The sequence below is a fragment of the Rhizobium sp. CF080 genome (assembly GCF_000282095.2).
Lineage (GTDB): Bacteria > Pseudomonadota > Alphaproteobacteria > Rhizobiales > Rhizobiaceae > Neorhizobium.
The window spans coordinates 356,609-376,245 of sequence record NZ_AKKC02000009.1; the positions used below are offsets into that span (position 1 = coordinate 356,609).

At 61.9% G+C, this 19,637-nt stretch carries 23 protein-coding genes; 15 read left to right on the forward strand and 8 right to left on the reverse strand.

Annotated elements, in window-relative coordinates; all coding sequences use genetic code 11:
* Positions 1 to 48: 48 nt before the first annotated feature.
* Both PMI07_RS22110 and PMI07_RS22115 read right to left on the reverse strand, forming a co-directional pair.
* Complete coding sequence (locus tag PMI07_RS22110) at positions 49 to 804, reverse strand: metallophosphoesterase (protein WP_007754965.1); 756 nt, start codon at positions 802 to 804, stop codon at positions 49 to 51.
* Positions 801 to 1,595, reverse strand: coding sequence for a nucleotidyltransferase family protein (locus PMI07_RS22115; RefSeq protein ID WP_037087934.1), 795 nt, complete (start codon positions 1,593 to 1,595; stop codon positions 801 to 803). The genes PMI07_RS22110 and PMI07_RS22115 overlap by 4 nt, the downstream gene beginning before the upstream one ends.
* Positions 1,596 to 1,837: 242 nt before the next feature.
* Between PMI07_RS22115 and PMI07_RS22120 the strand changes: the two genes are divergently transcribed.
* A complete protein-coding gene (locus PMI07_RS22120; protein ID WP_037087801.1) occupies positions 1,838 to 2,026 on the forward strand; it encodes a DUF3008 family protein in 189 nt (62 codons plus the stop codon).
* Between the two features lie 113 nt (positions 2,027 to 2,139).
* Positions 2,140 to 2,370, forward strand: a complete 231-nt coding sequence (locus tag PMI07_RS22125) for a hypothetical protein (RefSeq protein WP_007754956.1) — start codon at positions 2,140 to 2,142, stop codon at positions 2,368 to 2,370.
* Between the two features lie 297 nt (positions 2,371 to 2,667).
* On the opposite strand, the gene hutX is transcribed toward PMI07_RS22125, so the two are convergent.
* Together hutX and PMI07_RS22135 are read right to left on the reverse strand one after the other, a co-directional pair.
* Entirely contained in the window at positions 2,668 to 3,192 is a 525-nt protein-coding gene (gene hutX, locus PMI07_RS22130) for a heme utilization cystosolic carrier protein HutX (protein WP_245277217.1), read from the reverse strand.
* Positions 3,193 to 3,196: 4 nt separating this feature from the next.
* Positions 3,197 to 3,544, reverse strand: coding sequence for an antibiotic biosynthesis monooxygenase (locus PMI07_RS22135; protein ID WP_007754949.1), 348 nt, complete (start codon positions 3,542 to 3,544; stop codon positions 3,197 to 3,199).
* 163 nt (positions 3,545 to 3,707) lie between these two features.
* On the opposite strand from PMI07_RS22135, the gene PMI07_RS22140 reads away from it, so the two are divergent.
* Genes PMI07_RS22140 through PMI07_RS22150 form a run of 3 tightly spaced genes read left to right on the forward strand, consistent with a single transcriptional unit; the run spans position 3,708 to position 6,459 of the window.
* Complete coding sequence (locus tag PMI07_RS22140) at positions 3,708 to 4,592, forward strand: ABC transporter substrate-binding protein (protein ID WP_024164035.1); 885 nt, start codon at positions 3,708 to 3,710, stop codon at positions 4,590 to 4,592.
* A 2-nt stretch (positions 4,593 to 4,594) separates the two neighbouring features.
* Entirely contained in the window at positions 4,595 to 5,680 is a 1,086-nt protein-coding gene (locus tag PMI07_RS22145; RefSeq protein ID WP_155956614.1) for an iron ABC transporter permease, read from the forward strand.
* Positions 5,677 to 6,459: a heme ABC transporter ATP-binding protein gene (locus PMI07_RS22150; RefSeq protein WP_024164036.1), complete on the forward strand. Its 783-nt coding sequence runs from the start codon at positions 5,677 to 5,679 to the stop codon at positions 6,457 to 6,459. The genes PMI07_RS22145 and PMI07_RS22150 overlap by 4 nt, the downstream gene beginning before the upstream one ends.
* A gap of 12 nt (positions 6,460 to 6,471) precedes the next feature.
* On the opposite strand, the gene PMI07_RS22155 is transcribed toward PMI07_RS22150, so the two are convergent.
* A complete protein-coding gene (locus PMI07_RS22155) occupies positions 6,472 to 6,828 on the reverse strand; it encodes a YbaN family protein (protein ID WP_007758381.1) in 357 nt (118 codons plus the stop codon).
* Between the two features lie 142 nt (positions 6,829 to 6,970).
* On the opposite strand from PMI07_RS22155, the gene galE reads away from it, so the two are divergent.
* The 4 genes from galE (at position 6,971) to PMI07_RS22175 (ending at position 10,379) form a co-directional block, all read left to right on the forward strand.
* Positions 6,971 to 7,960: a UDP-glucose 4-epimerase GalE gene (gene galE, locus PMI07_RS22160; protein WP_007758386.1), complete on the forward strand. Its 990-nt coding sequence runs from the start codon at positions 6,971 to 6,973 to the stop codon at positions 7,958 to 7,960.
* A gap of 10 nt (positions 7,961 to 7,970) precedes the next feature.
* A complete protein-coding gene (gene ung, locus PMI07_RS22165) occupies positions 7,971 to 8,663 on the forward strand; it encodes a uracil-DNA glycosylase (protein ID WP_007758388.1) in 693 nt (230 codons plus the stop codon).
* A 141-nt stretch (positions 8,664 to 8,804) separates the two neighbouring features.
* Positions 8,805 to 9,737, forward strand: coding sequence for a VOC family protein (locus PMI07_RS22170; RefSeq protein ID WP_007758389.1), 933 nt, complete (start codon positions 8,805 to 8,807; stop codon positions 9,735 to 9,737).
* A gap of 27 nt (positions 9,738 to 9,764) precedes the next feature.
* Positions 9,765 to 10,379, forward strand: a complete 615-nt coding sequence (locus PMI07_RS22175) for an alpha/beta hydrolase (RefSeq protein ID WP_007758391.1) — start codon at positions 9,765 to 9,767, stop codon at positions 10,377 to 10,379.
* 69 nt (positions 10,380 to 10,448) lie between these two features.
* Here the strand turns inward: PMI07_RS22175 and PMI07_RS22180 are convergent, their stop codons facing one another.
* Positions 10,449 to 11,369 (reverse strand): DUF4344 domain-containing metallopeptidase, encoded by a 921-nt coding sequence (locus PMI07_RS22180; RefSeq protein WP_007758393.1) that lies wholly within the window; start codon positions 11,367 to 11,369, stop codon positions 10,449 to 10,451.
* 439 nt (positions 11,370 to 11,808) lie between these two features.
* On the opposite strand from PMI07_RS22180, the gene PMI07_RS22190 reads away from it, so the two are divergent.
* The 6 genes from PMI07_RS22190 (at position 11,809) to PMI07_RS22215 (ending at position 17,698) form a co-directional block, all read left to right on the forward strand.
* Positions 11,809 to 12,261, forward strand: coding sequence for a MarR family transcriptional regulator (locus PMI07_RS22190; RefSeq protein WP_007758395.1), 453 nt, complete (start codon positions 11,809 to 11,811; stop codon positions 12,259 to 12,261).
* A 13-nt stretch (positions 12,262 to 12,274) separates the two neighbouring features.
* Complete coding sequence (locus PMI07_RS22195; RefSeq protein WP_007758397.1) at positions 12,275 to 13,432, forward strand: HlyD family secretion protein; 1,158 nt, start codon at positions 12,275 to 12,277, stop codon at positions 13,430 to 13,432.
* Positions 13,425 to 14,969: a DHA2 family efflux MFS transporter permease subunit gene (locus tag PMI07_RS22200; protein WP_037087806.1), complete on the forward strand. Its 1,545-nt coding sequence runs from the start codon at positions 13,425 to 13,427 to the stop codon at positions 14,967 to 14,969. The genes PMI07_RS22195 and PMI07_RS22200 overlap by 8 nt, the downstream gene beginning before the upstream one ends.
* Positions 14,970 to 15,254: 285 nt before the next feature.
* The gene (locus tag PMI07_RS22205; RefSeq protein ID WP_024164037.1) at positions 15,255 to 16,682 is read left to right on the forward strand and encodes an aldehyde dehydrogenase family protein; all 1,428 of its coding nucleotides are present in this window, start codon (positions 15,255 to 15,257) and stop codon (positions 16,680 to 16,682) included.
* The gene (locus PMI07_RS22210) at positions 16,672 to 17,064 is read left to right on the forward strand and encodes a RidA family protein (protein WP_007771233.1); all 393 of its coding nucleotides are present in this window, start codon (positions 16,672 to 16,674) and stop codon (positions 17,062 to 17,064) included. The genes PMI07_RS22205 and PMI07_RS22210 overlap by 11 nt, the downstream gene beginning before the upstream one ends.
* A gap of 205 nt (positions 17,065 to 17,269) precedes the next feature.
* Complete coding sequence (locus PMI07_RS22215) at positions 17,270 to 17,698, forward strand: L,D-transpeptidase (protein ID WP_007771231.1); 429 nt, start codon at positions 17,270 to 17,272, stop codon at positions 17,696 to 17,698.
* Positions 17,699 to 17,706: 8 nt separating this feature from the next.
* On the opposite strand, the gene PMI07_RS22220 is transcribed toward PMI07_RS22215, so the two are convergent.
* Together PMI07_RS22220 and PMI07_RS22225 are read right to left on the reverse strand one after the other, a co-directional pair.
* A complete protein-coding gene (locus tag PMI07_RS22220; protein ID WP_007771229.1) occupies positions 17,707 to 18,282 on the reverse strand; it encodes a transglycosylase SLT domain-containing protein in 576 nt (191 codons plus the stop codon).
* A gap of 54 nt (positions 18,283 to 18,336) precedes the next feature.
* On the reverse strand, positions 18,337 to 19,539 hold the full coding sequence (locus PMI07_RS22225; RefSeq protein WP_007771227.1) for a low temperature requirement protein A: 1,203 nt from the start codon (positions 19,537 to 19,539) through the stop codon (positions 18,337 to 18,339).
* Between the last annotated feature and the right edge of the window lie 98 nt (positions 19,540 to 19,637).

A 19,637-nucleotide genomic window follows, 5' to 3' on the forward strand; every position in this document is an offset into this window, starting at 1 on the left:
GCCTCTCGCCCGGTGTCCTGTCCAGAGGCGTTTGGTCGCGATAACGGACTAAAGCTCGAGCAGCGCATACGGCTTCCCGCTCGGCTTCTCGATATGCGAGGCGACGTTGTAGACAGGGGCGCCGCCCGGCGTCCTGCCTTCGTAGGTACCGCGATGCGCGTGGCCATGAACCACGGCTTTCACCGGAAACCGGTCGATAGTCTCGGCCAGCCGCGACGAGCCGAGAAACGGATAGATTTCCTCCGGCTCGCCGACCACGGTTTCGCGGATCGGCGCGTAGTGCAGAATGACCATGGCCCGCTCCGAGCGGACCTGACGCAGCGCGTTTTCGAGCCGCATCGTTTCCTCGACGCTTTCGGTCACCATCGCCTTGATCGCCGGCTCGCCGAAGGAGCCGAGCATGTGCCGCCCGAAACCGCCCGCGAAACCCTTGGCGCCGGCGAAACCGACGCCATTGATCTCCACCGCCTGGCCCTCCAACAGGTTGATGCCGGCCTCCTTGAGGATATGGGTGACTTCTTCGACGCAGCCGCATTCGTAATCGTGATTGCCGAGAACGCCGACGATCGGGATGGAGCAGGCGCGCAGGTCGGAAGCCAGGATTTCCGCTTCCTTGACCTTGCCGAGGTCGGTGAGATCGCCGGTCAGGACGAGGATGTCGGCAGCCTGGGAAATCTCGGTGAACAGCTCCTTGTAGGATACCGTGCCGTGTTCCTTGACATGCAGGTCGCCCATGGCGGCGATCCTGAGTTTGCCGTTTACTTTCCTGGCAGCGTCGTTCTTCGCGTCGGTCGCTTTGCTCACGCCAAGCCTCCCTGGGCCATTTCCTCTTCGACGCCGTCACGAAGGTCGCCTTCGCCGCCCACGTCGGCAAAACCCCATTCCTTGACGTCGATCTCGAAATCCACCCGGCTGAACATGCGGCCGCGGCAGATCTTCATCTGCGGCAGCGGCAGTTCGCGCTGCGCCTTCAACCGGTCGAGCAGTTCGTCCAGCAGCCAGTCCGGCACCTTGTCGCGTTCGGTCGGGTAGATCCAGCGGAAGTTCAGGAGGTGGATCAGCAGCACCTCCCAATGCACTTCCATATGGTTCAGCAGTCGCTCCCAATCGATCTGGTCGTGGGCGCGCAGGATCATATGGACGATATCGCCGCCGTCGTAGCGGTGGCGGAGCTGCACGAAACATTTCGACCAGATGAGTTCGGTCGGCGCGATGATGCGCACCTTGTGGCCGTTCATCTCGATCTGGCGGGCGTTTTCGAACCAGGCGTCGCTGATCGGCATGGTGCCGTTCGAGGCGGCGAAGATGACGTCGAAGAAATGCCGGCCCTTCTTCACCTTGCCGAGCCAGCGGTCGTCCTCCACCTCGATATGATAACCCTTGTCCTTGAAGTGCGCGAGGATGCGGGCGTAGTCGCCGGCCTTGCAGAAGATGTCGAGATCCTTCGTCTGGCGGGTGATGCCCGTATAGGCGCTGATGGCGAACGTGCCGGCCAGCAGGAACGGGATATGGCAGTTGGCGAGATCCTCAACCGCCTCGGCGACAAAGGCTTCGGAATCCGCGTCGGCAAGCGTCGGCGCGGCCTTCACCTCCATCCCCGGCATGGTGTCGACCGGATGGGTGGCCTTCTCCCTCGGCAGGCTCTGCGCGGCATTCGCTTCGGCATTCATTACGGGATCTCCGAATTTGGCTTCGCGCAGAGGAACACCCGGGCATGCCCGGAGGTTCCGCTTTGCGTCGTTTTCGAGATATGGGCTGTGTCAGCGCCTGGGGATTGTCGGGGAACCAAAGCCGCGATTGGCTGTTGGATTTGGTGTGCAAACTCGAGGAGGCAGACATGCCAGCGAAATCCAAGGCACAGCAGAAGGCGGCCGGCGCAGCACTTGCCGCCAAACGCGGGGACATCAAGAAGGGCGAACTTAAGGGCGCTTCGAAGGGCATGGAAAAGTCCATGAGCGAAAAGCAGCTCGAAGATTTCGCCTCGACCAAGCGCAAGGGCAAACCGGATCACGTCGCCCATCACTGACGAGATGCCCGATTTGCCGAGACGCACTGATCGGCTTCCGGTCCGAGACCGGAACTTCGCGCAAAGATAGGCGTTTTTCGGAGCGCTCGTCTTTGCGTGGAGGAGGAAAAGTTATGCCGCCTGAAGAACTCGATGCGACGCTGACGGCTTTGCCGCTGAGAATCGGCGTCTATGTTCCCGACGATCTGATGGAAGACTGGTTTGCGCCCGGCACGGGCATGAAGCCGGTGAGTGATGCCGCCCTGAAGGCCGCCGAGGCCTATGGGCGCCGCTTCGAATGCGAGTTCAAATATTATCCGGAGCGCATGGAAGGCGTTTTCTGGAAATGGGTTCCGGCCCTTTAGCCCTTTTCAGGCCTCGACGAGACTTGAAAGTCGATGAGGCGCGCCGCGCCGCTAAAGATCGCTCTCCTCTCACCGAGGCCAAGCGGTCGGTCCGCCTATGGGCGCGGCGGCGCCTCATTCAATGACAATCGCCTCAAGGGGCGGCACGTGGCTAAAACGATCGGGACGCCGCCGCCAGCCAGCTTCGCAAGGCCTGCCATCACGGTGAAATGCACGAGAAAATGAAAGGTTCCTGGAAATGATTCGGACGCGTTATTTTTCGTCCGAATCACCAAAACTCATGGGATCGCCGGCGGGTCAGGCGGCGAAGCTGTCGCGCAGGGCCTCGAACTTCTGCAGCTGTCCGGCGATCAGTTCGCGTGCGGCATCCCGCTTTACGAAGACCTTGAACATTGCCGAACCCTTGGCATTCATGAACCATACGGAGCAGGAACGGCGGCCGTGGAAGGCACGGTCGACGAAGGTCACCGAGGCGCAGTTATCCTTCTTGATGTGACCGCCGATCGGACTGTCGCCGTGAATATTGAACCAGCCATGGCCTTCGGAGCCGCCGGGCAGGGTGCCTTCGGCCTCCAGCACGATATCGTCGGTATGGACGATGAACAGGACTTCGCCCCAGGTCGTCATCTCGGCCCAGATATCCGCGAACTTCTCCTTGTCGGCGATGACCGCCGCGCCCTTGGGCAGGATTTCGAGGATCTCGGCGGGCGTCACGTCGGCATTGGCGGCGATCGCCTCGACGACGCCGTCGGGCTTCTCCGCAAGGGCGGCGAGAGCCCGTTCGCGACGGTCCGGCTTGATTTCGGAAACGGCGTTCATCAGGACCTCAGGCGGCAGCGTCGGCGCGCACGCCGTTCTTGTCTTCGTGGATGATCACTTCGAAACCTTCGAAATGCGGACCGGAGAGATATTCAACCTTGGCACGGTTGTTGCCGGCATTCGCATGGGCGGCGCGGAACTGTTCCGACTTCGTCCAGGCCTGGAAGTCCTCGAAGGTTTCCCAGACGGTATGGGATGCGTAGAGGGTGTGATCCTCGGCCTTCGGGCCCTTGAGCATGTGGAATTCCACATAACCGGGCAGCTCGGCGAGGCGGCCCTGGCGGCCGCGCCAGATGGCTTCGAACGCTTCTTCATAACCCGGCACGACGCGGAATCGGTTCATGGCGATATACATGGATAGTCCCTCACTTAAAGTTTCACTTTCGGCTCAAGATATCTGCGGCCGGTCCCCTTGAAAAGCCTAAAAAACTTGCGTAGTCAACTCAAGTTATCGCCGCAGGCCAGGCGGAACCGGGGCATATTGCGCGCCGGCTCGGGCAGACAAGGAGTAGAGCATCATGGGGTCTTCCTTCACCGTGAGGGGGCTTTTCGCAGCCGTCCTCCTGGGCACCGGTCTCGTAGCGGGCGTTGCCTCTGCATCCGACAAGGGCAATCCGGAGGCCAAGCGGATCGTCTCCATCGGCGGTACGATTACCGAGATCCTCTATGCGCTGGGCGCCGAGGATCGGATCGTAGCACGGGACTCGACGAGCTTCTATCCGGCTGCGGCCAATTCCAAGCCGGATGTCGGCTATATGCGCGCCTTGTCTGCGGAAGGCATCCTCGGCCAGAAGCCCGATCTGATCCTGATGGAACAGGATTCCGGCCCGCCGCCAGTCATCGAAATCCTCAAAGCCAGCGAAGTGCCGATGGTGGTCATCCCGACGCCGCCGAAGGCGGATGCGATCGGCAGGAAGATCCGTGACGTGGGCGCGGCCGTCGGGCTTTCCGAGAAGGCCGAAGCGCTTGCCGTCAAGACGGAAGACGGGCTGAAGAAGCTCGCCGCCGACGTCGCCAGGATTCCCGGGCCGAAGAAGAAGGTTCTGTTTGTGCTATCGCTGGCGAATGGCCGCGTCATGGCCGGCGGCGCGGATACGGAAGCAGGCGCGGTGATCGAAATAGCCGGCGGCGTCAATGCCGCGCCGACGATCAACGGCTACAAGCCGCTCGCCGACGAGGCGGTGATTGCCGCCCAGCCCGATGTCGTGCTTGCCATGTCCCGCGGCGACCATTCGATGACGCCGGCCCAGGTTTTTGCGGTTCCCTCGATGCAGACGACGCCGGCTGCCGCCAACAAGGCGCTGGTCACCATGGACGGCCTGCTGCTGCTCGGCTTTGGCCCGCGCACGCCGGAGGCTGCCCGTTCGCTTGCCGCGCAGATTTATCCCGGGGCGATCAACTGATGATGAAGGCGCTGGCGATGCCCTTCCGGCCGGCGGAGGATGGAGACCGGACGCGCCAGGGCGTCGTCGTGCTTCTTCTGCTGGCGGTGATGCTGTTTGTCGCATGCCTGCTTTCGCTCGGCATCGGCCCGACAGGTGTCGGCCTGCGCGATCTCTGGACCTACGCGACCGGCAACAGCGCCAGCCTCTCGACCCAGGAGCGGGTGATCCTCGAGGCGGTCCGTCTGCCGCGCACCGCGCTCGGCCTTCTGGTCGGCGCGGGCCTTGCCGTCTCCGGCGCGATGATGCAGGGCCTGTTCCGCAATCCGCTCGCCGATCCCGGCATTGTCGGCGTCACGTCCGGCGCGGGACTTGCCGCGGTCGCGGCGATCGTGCTCGGCAACGGCATTCTGGCGCCGGTCGCCATGGTGCTCGGCAATCAGTTCCTGCCGCTGATGGCCTTTTTCGGCGGCCTGTTTAACACCTGGATGCTCTACCTCATCGCCACCCGCGACGGACGGACGTCGACGACGTCGCTGATCCTGTCGGGCATCGCGATCGGCGCGCTGTCGGCGGCACTGATGGGCCTGATGATCGTCATGGCCGACGACCGGCAGCTGCGCGACATCACCTTCTGGAGCCTCGGCTCGCTCGGCGGCGCCACGTTCGGCCGCGTATTGTCGATCCTGCCCTTCATCGGCGCGGTGATGATCATCATGCCCTTCGTGGCACGGGGTCTCGATGCGCTGGTGCTCGGCGACGCCGCCGCCTTTCACATGGGCATACCGGTGCAGCGGCTGAAGAAGATCGTCATCGTCGCGGTGGCCGCCGCCTGCGGCTCGACGGTTGCGGTCGCCGGCTCGATCGGTTTCGTCGGCATCGTCGTGCCGCATCTGCTGCGCCTCGTCATGGGGCCGTCGCATCGTTTCCTGCTGCCCGGCTCGGCGCTCGGCGGAGGGGCACTGCTGCTGATTGCCGACAGCGTCGCGCGCACCGTGGCCGCTCCCGCGGAACTGCCGATCGGCGTCATTACCGCTCTGTTCGGCGCTCCGGTCTTCCTCTTCCTGCTGCTCGGCAAGAACGGCATCACCATGCGGGACATGCCATGATTTCCGCAGAACACGTCACCGTCGCCCGCTCGGGCCGCAAACTGCTCGACAATGTCGGCATCGATCTAGAGCCGGGCAAGTTCACCGTCGTCATCGGCCCGAACGGCGCCGGAAAATCGACGCTGATGAAGGTGATCTCCGGCGAGATGAAGCCGGATATCGGCTTCGTCAGCTACCACGGCACCAGCGTCGATCTCTGCCAGCCGGTCGAGCTTGCCAAACGCCGGGCGGTGCTGCCGCAGGCGACGCAGCTCGCCTTCCCCTTCACCGCGCTCGAAATCGTCCGCATGGGGGCGGTGGCGCAAGGCGCGCTCAATCCGACCGAGCAGGCCCGCCAAGCCTTGTCACGCGTGGGCCTGCGCGGTTTCGAAAGCCGGCCCTATCCGTCGCTGTCGGGCGGCGAGCAGCAGCGGGTGCAATTCGCCCGTGCACTCGCGCAGGTGCCACAGCCGGTCACTGAGGGCGTGCCGCGAGCGCTGTTCCTCGACGAACCGACCGCCAGCCTCGACCTCGGACACCAGATCTCGGTGCTGGAAATCGCTCGCGATTTCGCCGCGGCCGGTGGTATCGTCCTCGCCATCCTGCACGACCTCAACCTGGCAGCGGAATTCGCCGACCATCTGGTGGTGCTCAACCACGGCCGGGTGGTGGCGGAAGGCGGCTGCATGGAAACCGTGAACGACGAGATCATCGCCAGCGTCTATGGCATCGCCGGCGCCGTTGGCCGCCTGCCGGCAGCCCACATCCCCTACGTCCTGCCGCAATCGCGGCACCGCTGAACGTTCAGATGCTCATGTATCCGGCCGGGTGACGATGAAGGTCGCCGAACCGAGCATCACCGCGGCCACCAGTGCCGCCCGCCACAGCGGCGGCGAGGTGCCGAACCAGAAGACCGCGTAACTGGCCGCCATCAACGAAATGGCGGCGATCTTCGCCTTCCTGGCGATCGCACCCTTTTCCCGCCAGTTGCGCAGTGACGGCCCGAATTTCGGGTGGTCGAGCAGCCACGCTTCCAGCCGCGGCGAGGAGCGGGCGAAACAGGCGACGGCGAGAAGCAGGAATGGCGTGGTGGGCAGGACAGGCAGGAAAGCCCCGACAATGCCGATTGCGACGAACAGCCATCCGAGGGCGAGAAAGAGGAGACGCATGAAATGACCTATGGAATATCCTGAGTAGGATAGACAAGTTCGGAAGCGACGTCTCCACCCAAATTTCTCGAGGTCGTCCGCCCTTCCCATTTAAGCGCCGCCGGTTATAGTGCCGCCGGCTTCAATAACCGCAGGGAAAATGATGTCGCAGAAGAAAGTGCTCGTTGTCGGCGGGGCCGGCTATATCGGCTCCCATACATGCCTGGTGCTCGCCGAGCGGGGGTATCAGCCGATCGTCTTCGACAATCTCTCCAACGGGCATGCGGAATTCGTGCGCTGGGGTGAGCTGGAACAGGGCGATATCCGCGACCGCGCCCGGCTCGACGAGGTTTTTGCCAAGCACAAGCCGGATGCGGTTCTGCATTTCGCAGCGCTGATCGAGGTGGGGGAATCGGTCAAGAACCCGGTCGCCTTCTACGACAACAATGTCATCGGGGCGCTGACGCTCTTGTCGGCGGCGATCGATGCGGGCGTCAAGGCCTTCGTGTTTTCCTCGACCTGCGCCACCTACGGCCTGCCGGACCGCGTGCCGATGGACGAGACGCACAAACAGGCGCCGATCAATCCATACGGCCGCACCAAGTTCATCATCGAGCAGGCGCTGAAGGATTACGGCACCTACAAGAATTTGAAGTCGGTGATGCTGCGCTATTTCAATGCCGCCGGCGCCGATTTCGAGGGCCGGATCGGCGAATGGCACACGCCGGAAACCCACGCCATTCCGCTCGCCATAGAGGCCGCGCTCGGCCGCCGTCAGGGGTTCAAGGTGTTCGGTGACGATTACGACACCCGCGACGGTACCTGCGTGCGCGATTATATCCACGTGCTTGACCTTGCCGACGCGCATGTGCGTGCAGTCGACTACCTTCTCGCCGGCGGCGAGACGGTCGAACTCAACCTCGGCACCGGCACCGGCACCACCGTGAAGGAACTGCTTGCAGCGATTTCGGAGGTTTCCGGAAAACCCTTCCCAGTGGACTATGTCGGCCGGCGCGAAGGTGATTCCACCTCGCTGGTTGCCAATAACGACAAGGCGCGGGCGGTGCTTGGCTGGGAGCCGAAATACAGCCTGAACGATATCATCCGTTCGGCCTGGGACTGGCATTCCCGCTCGAACCACCACGTCATCTAAGGAACGGGACATGGCGGAAGGCGAGGTCAAGCTCGAGGAAAGCTGGAAGCTCGTGCTCGGGCAGGAATTCTCCGATCCCTATATGAGCGAGCTCAAGCACTTTCTCGTCGCCGAAAGGCAAGCGGGCAAGCGCATCTTCCCGAAAGGCTCGGAATATTTTCGCGCGCTCGACCTGACGCCGCTCGACGAGGTCAAGGTCGTCATCCTCGGCCAGGATCCGTATCACGGTTTCGGACAGGCGCATGGGCTTTGCTTTTCCGTCAAGCCCGGCGTGCGCATCCCGCCGTCGCTCGTCAACATCTACAAGGAGATGGAGACGGATCTCGGCATTCCGCCGGCCAAACACGGGTTCCTTGAACACTGGGCGGAGCAGGGCGTGCTGTTGCTGAACAGCGTGCTGACGGTCGAGGAAGGCAAGGCTGCTGCCCATCAAGGCAGGGGCTGGGAACGGTTTACCGACGCGGTGATCCGCGCTGTCAATGATGAATGCGACGGCGTCGTCTTCATCCTCTGGGGCTCCTATGCCCAGAAGAAAGCGGCCTTCGTCGATCAGCAGCGGCATCTGGTGCTGAAATCGGCGCATCCGTCGCCGCTGTCGGCGCATAACGGGTTTCTGGGCTCGCGTCCCTTCTCCAAGGCGAATGCCTATCTGCAGTCGATCGGCAAGGATCCGGTCGACTGGCGCCTGCCGGAACAAGCCTAATTCTGTGAACGATTAACCAACGGTCGTCTACGCAGAGTGAACAATGCGTTCGGATCGTCGCGTCTATCCAATTCCCGGTCGTTCCACCATCTTTACCTCAGAAAGCGGGCCGCACAGGCGGCTCCCAGAAAGGGGTTTAAAATGCTCGACCAGATCAAAGGCCTCCACCACGTCACGTCGATGGCTGCCAGTGCCAGCACCAACAACAAGTTCTTTACCGATACGCTCGGCCTTCGCCGGGTCAAGAAGACCGTCAATTTCGACGCTCCGGATGTCTACCATCTCTATTACGGCGATGAAGTCGGTTCGCCCGGCTCCGTCATGACCTATTTCCCGTTCCCGCATATCGCCCGCGGCCGTCAGGGCACCGGCGAAGTGGGCACCACGCTGTTCTCGGTTCCGGAAGGTTCGTTCGGTTTCTGGACCGACCGCCTGACCAAAGCCGGCGCCGAAGGCATCAAGGCCGATACCGCATTCGGTGAAAACCGCCTGCATTTCGCCGGTCCCGATGGTGACGGTTTCGCGCTCGTCGAAGTCAAGGATGACGCCCGCAAGCAGTTCATCGGCAACGGCATTACCGAAGACCACGCGATCCGCGGTTTCCATTCCGCTTCGCTTCGTCTTCGCGACGAAGGGGCGACCGCTGAGCTCCTGAAGTTCATGGGTTACAGCCAAGCCGACGCACAGGATGGCGTGACCCGCCTGGTCATGCCGGGCGGCAACGGCGCCGATGTCATCGACATCGAAACGATGCCGAACATTGCCCGCGCCAATCTCGGTGCTGGCTCGGTCCACCACATCGCCTTTGCCGTCGAGAACCGCGCAAAGCAGCTCGAAGTCCGCAAGGCGCTGATGGATACCGGCTACCAGGTCACTCCGGTCATCGACCGCGATTACTTCTGGGCGATCTATTTCCGCACGCCGGGTGGCGTGCTGTTCGAAATCGCCACCAACGAACCCGGCTTCGATCGCGACGAGGATACCGCTCATCTCGGTGAAGCCCTGAAGCTTCCCGCACAGCACGCCCATCTGCGGGCAACGCTCGAACAACATCTCGAACCGCTGGACGCCTGACCAGACGACGCGTCCAAGGAGACCATCATGAGTTACGACAGTTATGTGCACCGGGCGCGCCCCGGTGCACCCGGAGCGCCGATCCTGTTCGTCTTCCACGGCACCGGCGGCGATGAAAACCAGTTCTTCGATTTCGGTGGCCGGCTGTTGCCGGGCGCCACGGTGATCTCGCCGCGCGGCGACATTTCCGAACACGGCGCGGCACGCTTTTTTAGGCGCAAGGCGGAAGGTGTCTACGATTGCGAGGATCTGGCACGGGCGACCGAGCGGATGAGCGAATTCGTCGCCGCCAACCGCGAACGCTACGAATCTTCGACCGTGCTTGGCCTCGGTTTCTCGAACGGCGCGAACATTCTCGCCAATATCATGATCGAGAAGCCGGGCCTGTTCGATGCGGGCGTGCTGATGCATCCGCTGATCCCGTTCAAGCCGAAGGACCGCAAGCTCGAAGAGAAGGCGCATGTGTTGATTACGGCCGGCCAGCACGACCCGATCAGTTCCGTCGAGCAGACCACCGACCTCGCCGACTATTTCAGGAAGCAGGGTGACACGGTCACTCTCGAATGGCATGGCGGCGGGCATGAGATCCGTCCGAACGAGATCGAAGCCGCCAAGAAATTCTTCGCGCCCTACGGCGCTTGACGCTCGAAATGAAAATGCCCGGCTCCTCGATCGAGGGTCGGGCTTTTCTGTTCCCTATTGGCCGGCTTCTTATTGGCGGGCGGTCGCCGTGCCGAACACGCGTGTCAGGGCCGGCTTTGCCTCGGAGGTTTTCTCCTCCGCGTCGTCGTCGTCGCTGCTGTCCTCGCCGTTGCGGAAATAGTTGGCGACCGTCTGCGTGTGCCACTGCATCAGCTCGTAGCAGTAGGTCACTTCCCGTTCGCTCGGCGACCAATAGGCATTCGGCTCGCCACATTCGGCGGCCGTCAGCTTGATGCCGTCGTCGAGCTTGTAGAGCCCGGAAAGAAGCTCGGCGAGGATATCCAGAACCTTCGCCGTCTTCGTCAGGTCCGCATAGTCCTCCAGCTCCTTGTCGTTCGGCTTCTTGTAGGTGATCGTGAATTTGTTGTTCTGTCCGTCGGTCCGCTGATGCGGCTTCAGGACGCCGAACCAGCTGTCATGGGCTTTCAGGTATTCACCGACGCACTGCTTCCGGCGTTCCGCCGGAAATTCCAGGTTGTCGGCCGATTCCTTGAACTTCTCCGCATCCTTGCCGACCATCATGCAGACCATGCTGAAGGCGCGCTGGCGGTCCAGCGCGTGTACATCCCAAAGGGCCTGCTCCTCTTCAGCCGCCTCGCTGGCCTCGGCGGAAAACGTCCAGCCATCGACGGAGTCGGTCAGCGCCGTATCGAAAACCTCGTCGTCCGCCTCCAGCAGGAGTAGTGTGGAGAGCGTGTCCACGGCATCCTCCTCACGGCCAAGAACCGGCAGATTGAATTCCGAAACCAGCATGTGTCCGGCTTCATGGAACAGGAAAAACAGTGCATTACCGAATGCGAACTCGACACTATCCTCGACCTGCTGCTTGGAAAGCCCTTGAAGGTCATCGGTGAGGGCTGTCGCTTGTGCGCCGGGCATCGGCAGCGCAAAAAAACCGAGAAGGGCGAAAGGGAGAAAGCTGCGTCGCATCGGGCCTGTATGCCTTCTGAAATCGATGTTGATCTGTTGCGTCGATGATCCAGGCGCTCAGGAGCTTCCCAAACCTTCTCGAGGTTGATTTACTCTATAACATCGAGCTTTTAAGGTGGGATGAAGCAGTATTGTTGCTGATCTATTTCGACAGGTTTTGCGAACATTTAAGGCTTGTTGGAATTTCCTTACTTTCGTTGGTAATCGAACTCCTAATGTTACATCAGGATAGTCTCACGGAGCCAGGGTTGCCCGATCTATGGTGAGGCCTTCAGGAGGCTTCACCTCTCCGATAAATCCGATCTTCCACAATGCGGGTTGCCCAGCGATTGCACACGCAAGCGTGATGACCTGAGTGACAGAACGTCGCAGGTAGAGCGATTGTTGGTCGGCGCCAGAATATATACATGCCTATCATCAGCACACTAGTTGTCCGGCCATGCCCAACACAAACCCGACTCTCGGCTTTCTTTTGAATGACGTCGCCCGTCTGTTTCGAAAGCGCTTCGAACAGCGCGCGAAGCATATCGGCCTGACGCGCGCCCAGTGGCAGACGATCGCCTATCTCGCCCGCTGTGAAGGCATTCACCAGAAGGCGCTTGCCGAGCTTCTGGAGATCTCGCCGATCTCATTGATGCGGGTGCTCGACAACCTTGCGGAACGCGGCCTTATCGAGCGGCGCCCACACGAGACCGACCGGCGGATCACGCTGCTCTATACGACCGAGAGTTCCAGGGCACTGCTGGACGACGGTCGCGAGCTTGGCGATGCGACGCGCAAGGATGCGCTCCAGAACATTTCGGACGCCGACCGCGCCCGTCTCTTTGAAATACTCGAACACATGAAATCCAACCTCGTAACAGCCTGCCGCGCGCCGGCCGACAAAGCTTAAAAGAAGTCCTCCCATGACTGAGACCACCGCCCGTTCGCCTGAAACCAGCAATGTCACCGTTCTCGAAACGCCCGCTCCGGCAGCGCCCGAGCACAGCAAGGCGCGCAAGCGGCGCAGCCTGACGCGGCCAGTGCTTTTCGCGATGCTGCCGATCGCGCTCGTCGTCGGCGGTTATTATTATGTCGAGGGCGGTCAGATCATGTCGACCGACAATGCCTATCTGCAGGCGGACATGATCGGCGTTTCGACCGATGTCGCCGGCACCGTTGCGTCCGTGGATGTGCACGAGAACCAGGAGGTAAGCCAGGGTCAGGTGCTCTTCACGCTGAAGCAGGACAGTTTCCGTATTGCGCTCGACGGCGCCAAGGCAAAACTCGGTGCGGCGCGCAACCAGCTCCTCAACCTGCAGGCCTCCTACAAGGAGTCGCTTGCCCAGATCGCCCAGGCGGAAGCCGACATTCCCTATTATCAGACCGTGCTCGAACGCCAGGAGCGTCTGATCTCCGGTTCGGCCGCCTCGCAGACGGCCTTAGACGACGCTAAACACAATCTCGACGCCGCCCACCAGAAGGTCGCGGTCGCCAAGGCGCAGGCTGATGCGACGCTCGCCCAGCTCGGCGGCAATGCCGACCAGCCGATCGAGCAGAACCCGACCTATCTCGAAGCCCGGTCGGCGGTCGACGATGCGCAGCGCCAGTTCGACGACACGGTGGTGCGCGCGCCTTTCGATGGCATCGTCACCAATGTCAGCGCGCTTCAGGTCGGCAGCTATCTCGAAGCCGCCCAGCAGGGCTTCTCGCTGGTCTCGACGAAGAACATGTGGATTGCCGCCAATCCGAAGGAAACCGAGCTCACCTATATCAAGCCCGGTCAGCCGGTGACGATCAGCGTCGATACCTATCCGGGCGTCCAATGGACGGGCAAGGTCGCGAGCGTCAGCCCGGCCTCCGGCTCCAGCTTCGCGCTGCTTCCGGCGCAGAACACGTCCGGCAACTGGGTCAAGGTCGTGCAGCGCATTCCGATGCGTGTGTCGATCGATGACACGGCCGGCAAGCCGCCGCTGCGCGCCGGCATGAGCACGGTGGTCGATGTCGATACCGGCCACAAACGCGGCCTGCCGGAATTTGCCCAGAAGCTTCTCGATCATTCGTCGGCCTACGCCCATGAGTAGCGCGGCTTCACCAGCAGCGTCAGCTGTGGTGGCCAATCGCGGTGCGATCACAGCTTGCGTCATCCTGGCCGTCATCATGCAGGCGCTCGACACGACGATCGCCAACGTCGCGCTGCCCTATATCCAGGGCAGTGTTTCGGCCTCCGCCGACCAGATCAACTGGGTGCTGACCTCCTATATCGTCGCCGCGGCAATCATGACGCCGCCGTCTGGCTTCCTCGCTGCCAAGTTCGGCCGCAAGCGGGTGCTGCTCGTCGCCATCTTCGGCTTCGTCGCCGCCTCCGTCCTTTGCGGGCTTGCCCAGTCGCTGCCGCAGATCGTCGGCTTCCGCCTGCTGCAGGGCTTTTTTGGCGCGGCCCTCGTGCCGCTGTCGCAGGGCATCCTGCTCGATATCTATTCGGTCGAGGAACGCGGTTCGGCGATGGCGCTGTTCGGCGTCTCGGTCATGGTCGGGCCGGTGCTCGGCCCGGTCATCGGCGGCTGGCTCACCGACAATATCAGCTGGCGCTGGGTGTTCTACATCAACGTGCCGATCGGCATCCTGGCCTTGATGGGCATCAGCGTCTTCGTCAAGGAGACCAGGATCGACGCGCAGGCGAAGCTCGACTGGTTCGGCTTCGGCATGCTCAGTCTCGCGATCGCCTCGCTGCAGCTCTTCCTCGACCGCGGCCAGCAGCTCGACTGGTTCTCGTCGAGCGAGATCGTCGTCGAAGCCATGGTCTGCGCGGCCGCCTTCTATCTGCTGCTCGTCCACACGTTCACGACGGAAAAGTCGTTCATCAACCCGCGCCTGTTCCTCGACCAGAATTTCACGGTCAGCATGATCTTCATCTTCGTGATCGGGGTGACCTATCTCGCCTCGCTCGCGCTGATGACGCCCTATCTGCAGTCGCTGATGGGCTATCCGGTGATCACCGCCGGTATCGTCATGGGGCCGCGCGGTCTCGGCACGATGGTCTGCATGTTCATGGTCGGGCGGCTGATCGGCAAGGTGGATACCCGCATCCTGCTGTTCTTCGGCCTCGCGATCACCGCCTGGGCGATGTATGACATGATGAGCTGGACGCCGGACGTCTCGCAATGGACGATCGTCTATGTCGGTTTCATCCAGGGCGCCGGCCTTGGCTTCCTCTTCGTGCCGCTGACGACGATCGCCTTCGCGACGCTGCCCGCGCATATGCGCGGCGACGGGACCGGTCTTTACAACCTGTCGCGCAATATCGGCTCCAGCGTCGGCATTGCTGTCGTCTCGGCGCTGCTGGTGGAGAATGTCCAGCGCAACCATGCGGACCTCGTCAGCTACGTGACGCCGTTCAACCATGCTTTCCAGGCAAAGGCGGCGGCGGGCCTCGACCCGACGACAGTTGCCGGCGCCTCGGCACTCGACGGCATCATTACGCTGCAGTCGACGATCATCGCCTATATGGACGATTTCAAGCTGCTGATGATCATGTCGCTTGCGGTGATGCCGCTGCTGCTCGTGCTGCGCAAGCCTGCCAAGGCGCCGGCTGTGGATCACAGCGTGGCGATGGAATAGGCCTTTTCTCGACCTCGTGGCTGCCCCTCATCCCCCTGCCGGGACCTTCTCCCCGTTTTAACGGGGAGAAGGACGCAAGCGGCATGCTCCCATTTCTCTCCGGGCAGTGTTTAGGCTGCGCAAGGTGGTGCGGCATATCTCTTCTCCCCGTCCATACGGGGAGAAGGTGGCGGCAGCCGGATGAGGGGCAAAGCTCCACATGCAAACGCCTCCTTCGGGCTTGCGAGGCAAATGACGATGGCTGATAGTGGTGCGATCACGTCTCTGGCTCTCCGGAGGTTTCCCATGAGCAACCACCTGAAATTCTTCATCGACGGCGCCTGGGTGGAGCCTGCCATCCCGGTCGCGCTCGACGTCATCGACCCGTCCACCGAAGAGGCGTATACGCGGATCGCACTCGGCTCCAAGGCGGATGTGGACAAGGCCGTCGCAGCCGCCAGGGCGGCGTTTCCCGCCTTCTCGCAATGGTCGAAGGAGGAGCGCCTGGCGCTGCTTCGCCGCATCCTTGCCGAATACGAAAAGCGTTATGAGGATATCGCTCAGGCCGTCTCCCAGGAAATGGGCGCGCCGATCGCCTTTGCCCGCGATGCCCAGGCCGCGGCCGGCAAGGGGCATATGATCGCCACCATCGAGGCGCTGGAAGCCTACGAGTTCACCGAGGCGCGCGGTACGACCATGGTGGTCAAGGAGCCGATCGGCGTCTGCGCGCTGATTACACCCTGGAACTGGCCGCTCAACCAGATCGTCTGCAAGGTGGCGCCGGCGATTGCCGCCGGCTGCACCATGGTGCTCAAACCCTCCGAGATCGCGCCGATCAGCGGTATCATCTTCGCCGAGGTGATGGAGGCAGCAGGCACGCCGAAGGGCGTCTTCAATCTCGTCAACGGCACCGGGCCGGACGTGGGCCAGGTGATGGCCGGCCATCCGGATGTCGACATGGTCTCCTTCACCGGCTCGACCCGCGCCGGCGTGATCGTCGCCAAGACCGCCGCCGACACGGTGAAGCGGGTGGCCCAAGAACTCGGCGGCAAGTCGCCGAATATCATCCTGGCTGACGCGGAGTTCGAAAAGGCGGTGGCGGACGGCGTGACTGCCTGCTTTGGCAATTCCGGCCAGTCCTGCGATGCGCCGACCCGCATGCTGGTGCCGGCCGGGCGTCACGACGAGGCGCTTCAGGTCGCCAAGGCTGCGGCCGAAAAACTCAAGACTGGCGATCCGTGTGAGGACGGTATCGATCTCGGCCCGGTGGTGAGCCGAGTCCAGTTCGACAAGATCCAGCGGCTGATTGAGGCGGGCATCGCCGAAGGTGCGACGCTGGTCACCGGCGGCCCCGGTCGGCCGGAAAATCTCAACCGCGGCTACTACATCCGCCCGACCGTGTTCGGAAACGTCACCAACGACATGACCATCGCGCGAGAAGAAATCTTCGGGCCGGTCCTGTCGATCCTCTCTTACGAGACGGAGGAAGAGGCGATCGAGATCGCCAACGACACGCCCTATGGGCTTGCGGCCTATGTCCAGTCCGGTGATATCGGCCATGCCCGCAAGGTGGCGGCACGGTTGCGCGCCGGCTCGGTCTTCATCAACTATCCCGAATGGGATCTCTTCGCGCCCTTCGGCGGCTTCAAGCAGTCCGGCAACGGCCGCGAATATGCCGACTGGGCCATTCACGACTTCCTCGAAATCAAGGGTATCGTCGGTTATGGCGTTTAAGACCTTCAACCCGCCGTCCGTCCGCAAGCCGTTCGGCGGCTACAATCACGGCCTGTTGGTGCCGCCGGGTGCGAGCCTGCTCGTTACCTCCGGCCAGCTCGGTATCTCGCCCGAGGACAAGATCCCGCCGGATGTGGCGGGCCAGGCCGAGCTCTGCTTCAAGGCGATCGGCGCCATTCTCGAAGAAGCGGACATGACTTACGCGGACGTCATCCGCATTTCCGGCTTCGTCACCAGCCGTGAGGATTTTCCCGCCTATATGGCGGCGCGTGACCGTTTCACACTCGACCCGAAACCGGTCTCGACCCTGATCGTCGTCGGCGGCTTTACCCGTGCCGAATTCCTGGTCGAAGTGGAAGTGACGGCGGCGAAGGTGTTTTGAAGCAACGCCGAATAGAAATTTTACTCCGGCGCGAGTCGCATCAGGAAAATTCCTCGGTATTCAGTGTTTATTGATCACATAATTGTTTTATTGGGGCGACAGCTGCCGTATTCGTGATTTGCGTTGAATATCGTCCTCGATTTTAAATATTCCTTGAGCTGAATGGGGTATCGCTTGCTCTAGGGTTTTTTATCGGGGATTTTCTATGCGTCGTATCGTAATGGGAGCCATGGCGCTCTTCTGTGCGCAATTTCTCGCGCCCGCTGCTTTTTCTGCAAGCCTTGTTGCCAGCGTCAGCCTGTCGTCGCAGACCATGACCGTCGAGAGGGATGGTATCGTGGTTTACGAATGGAAGGTCTCGACCGCGCGGCCCGGTTATTCGACGCCGACGGGAAGCTGGGGTGCCAAGTGGCTGTCTAGAGACCATCGTTCGCGCAAATACGATGACGCGCCGATGCCGTTTGCGGTGTTCTACAATGGCGGCTACGCCGTTCATGCGACCTTCGAGACGAAGCGGCTCGGCCGCCCGGCCTCGCATGGCTGCATCCGGCTGCATCCTCAAAACGCAGCGACATTCTTTGGGCTTGCCAGCCAGTACGGCCTGTCGAACACGCGAATCGTCGTCAGCCGCTAGGTTTCGGCTCAGTAGCCGCAGCCTCTCAGCTGGGCTTCGTATTTGGCGGCCATGCCGGCGGATTTCTGCGCTGTCTGCTTGACGCCGTTGCTGAACTGTCCCCGGTCATATCCCGCCTGGCCGGTATAATAGGCGAGGTAGAGATTGTAGCTGTCGGTGAGCGGAATGCCGTTCTTGAGATGGCTCTGGTTGTGATACCAGCCGACGAAATGGATGGCATCGCCGAAATCGGTGCGGCTGGCGTTCCAGCGGCCGGTGTCTTTCTTGTAGCTCAGCCAGGTGCCGTCGAGCGCCTGGGCGTAGCCATAGGCCGTTGAGGCGCGTGTCCACGGGATGAAGCCGAGCAGTTTGGTGCGCGGCGGCCGGGCATAGGGCTGGAAGCCGGATTCCACGTAGATGGTCGCCATCAGGATCGGCACCGGAACGCCGAATTCCTGCTCGGCCTTCTTGGCGTCACGCGCCCAGTTGTTGAACAGCCCGTCGCGCTGCTCGAAGATCGCGCAGGCATTGGTAACCCTGCTCGGCGCCGAGGCGCAGGCAGACAGGGACACCGTCAGGAGGGCGATGAAAAACGCAATACGCATCGCTTAATCTCTCGGTTTCCAGAGATTAATAACCGGTAAAATTTAAGGAAAAGTTTAGTGGCCGGGATGAGATGTCGGTGACGCTAAATAGGCGCGCCCGGCAAACAGGTTGCGTACGATGACGCCGAGCGCGGTCGTGGCCGCAATGCCTTCGAGACCGAGCCCCGTTGCCGTCACGACGAGGCCGAGCAGACCGAAGACGAGAAGCGCATACCGGCCGAAGCCGGTGCAGGCAAAACGGTCGCGCACGAACCAGAGGCTTGCGAAATAGACCGCGACCGGGATCGCCACGGCATAATCGCCGACGATCAGCGGTACTTCCGCATGATGGGTGATGATGTCGACGAGCGCGGCAAAGCCTGCCCCGACAGCGGCCCCGGACGCGAAGATGAAGAAGTGGCCGTAACCCCATTGCAAAGCGCGGCTGAGCCTATGGCTGCCGAGGTGTTCCTGCCGGGAGAAATAAGCCCACCAGAGCGCAAAGACGATGACCAGCGCCGAAAGTGCGGTATGGACCAGCATGAGGTTGAATTCGCCGGCAAACTGGCGCAACGCGATGGAGCCGGCAAGCAGGGTTTCGCCGAGCACGATGATGTTGAGCAGGCCGTAACGTTCCATGATGTGGTGCCGGTGCCAGGGCGTATTGCCGCTGAGCGGCTCGGCAATTGCCGGGACGGCGAGTTCAAGCAAGGCGCCGAAGATCCACAGCGCCAGACCGAGGCCGGTCGATACCGACTGCGTCATCACGTAGATCACCCAGTAGATTTGCACCAGGAAGATACCGACTGCATAAGCGATGTTCGTCCTGCGGCGGGCGGGGTCATGGTAGGCGGCGCGCAGCCAGAGCAACACCATGGCGAGACGCATGACGACATAGCCAAAAACGACCATGGTCAGATCCGGAGCCGCCGTAAAGAGGAACTGGATGCCGGCCGCCATGGTCAGCGATCCGCCCATCAGGACCATCGTCAAAAGCCGGTAGACGACGTCGTCATTGTCATAGGCGGATGAGAACCAGGTGAAATTCATCCACGCCCACCAGATGCAAAAAAACGCGATCAGAAAGGTAACGACACCTTGGCCGGCATGGTTCTCCGCGATCGCATGGTGCAGCCCGCCGGCCGCGGAAGCGATCGCGATCACCGACACGAGATCGAACAGCAGTTCGAGCGGCGTTGCGACCCGGTGATGTTCGTCCGGATCACGGGGATGCAAGGGGCGCAGGATACTGGCGAGTGGTGAAACCTGGTTCGTCATCGTCTGTCGGCCCCTGAACATGAAGATTCGCGATGGGGGAAATAGCGCAAAAAAGCGTGTTCAAGTAAAGAGTGGCGGGGCGATATGGCGATGATCGA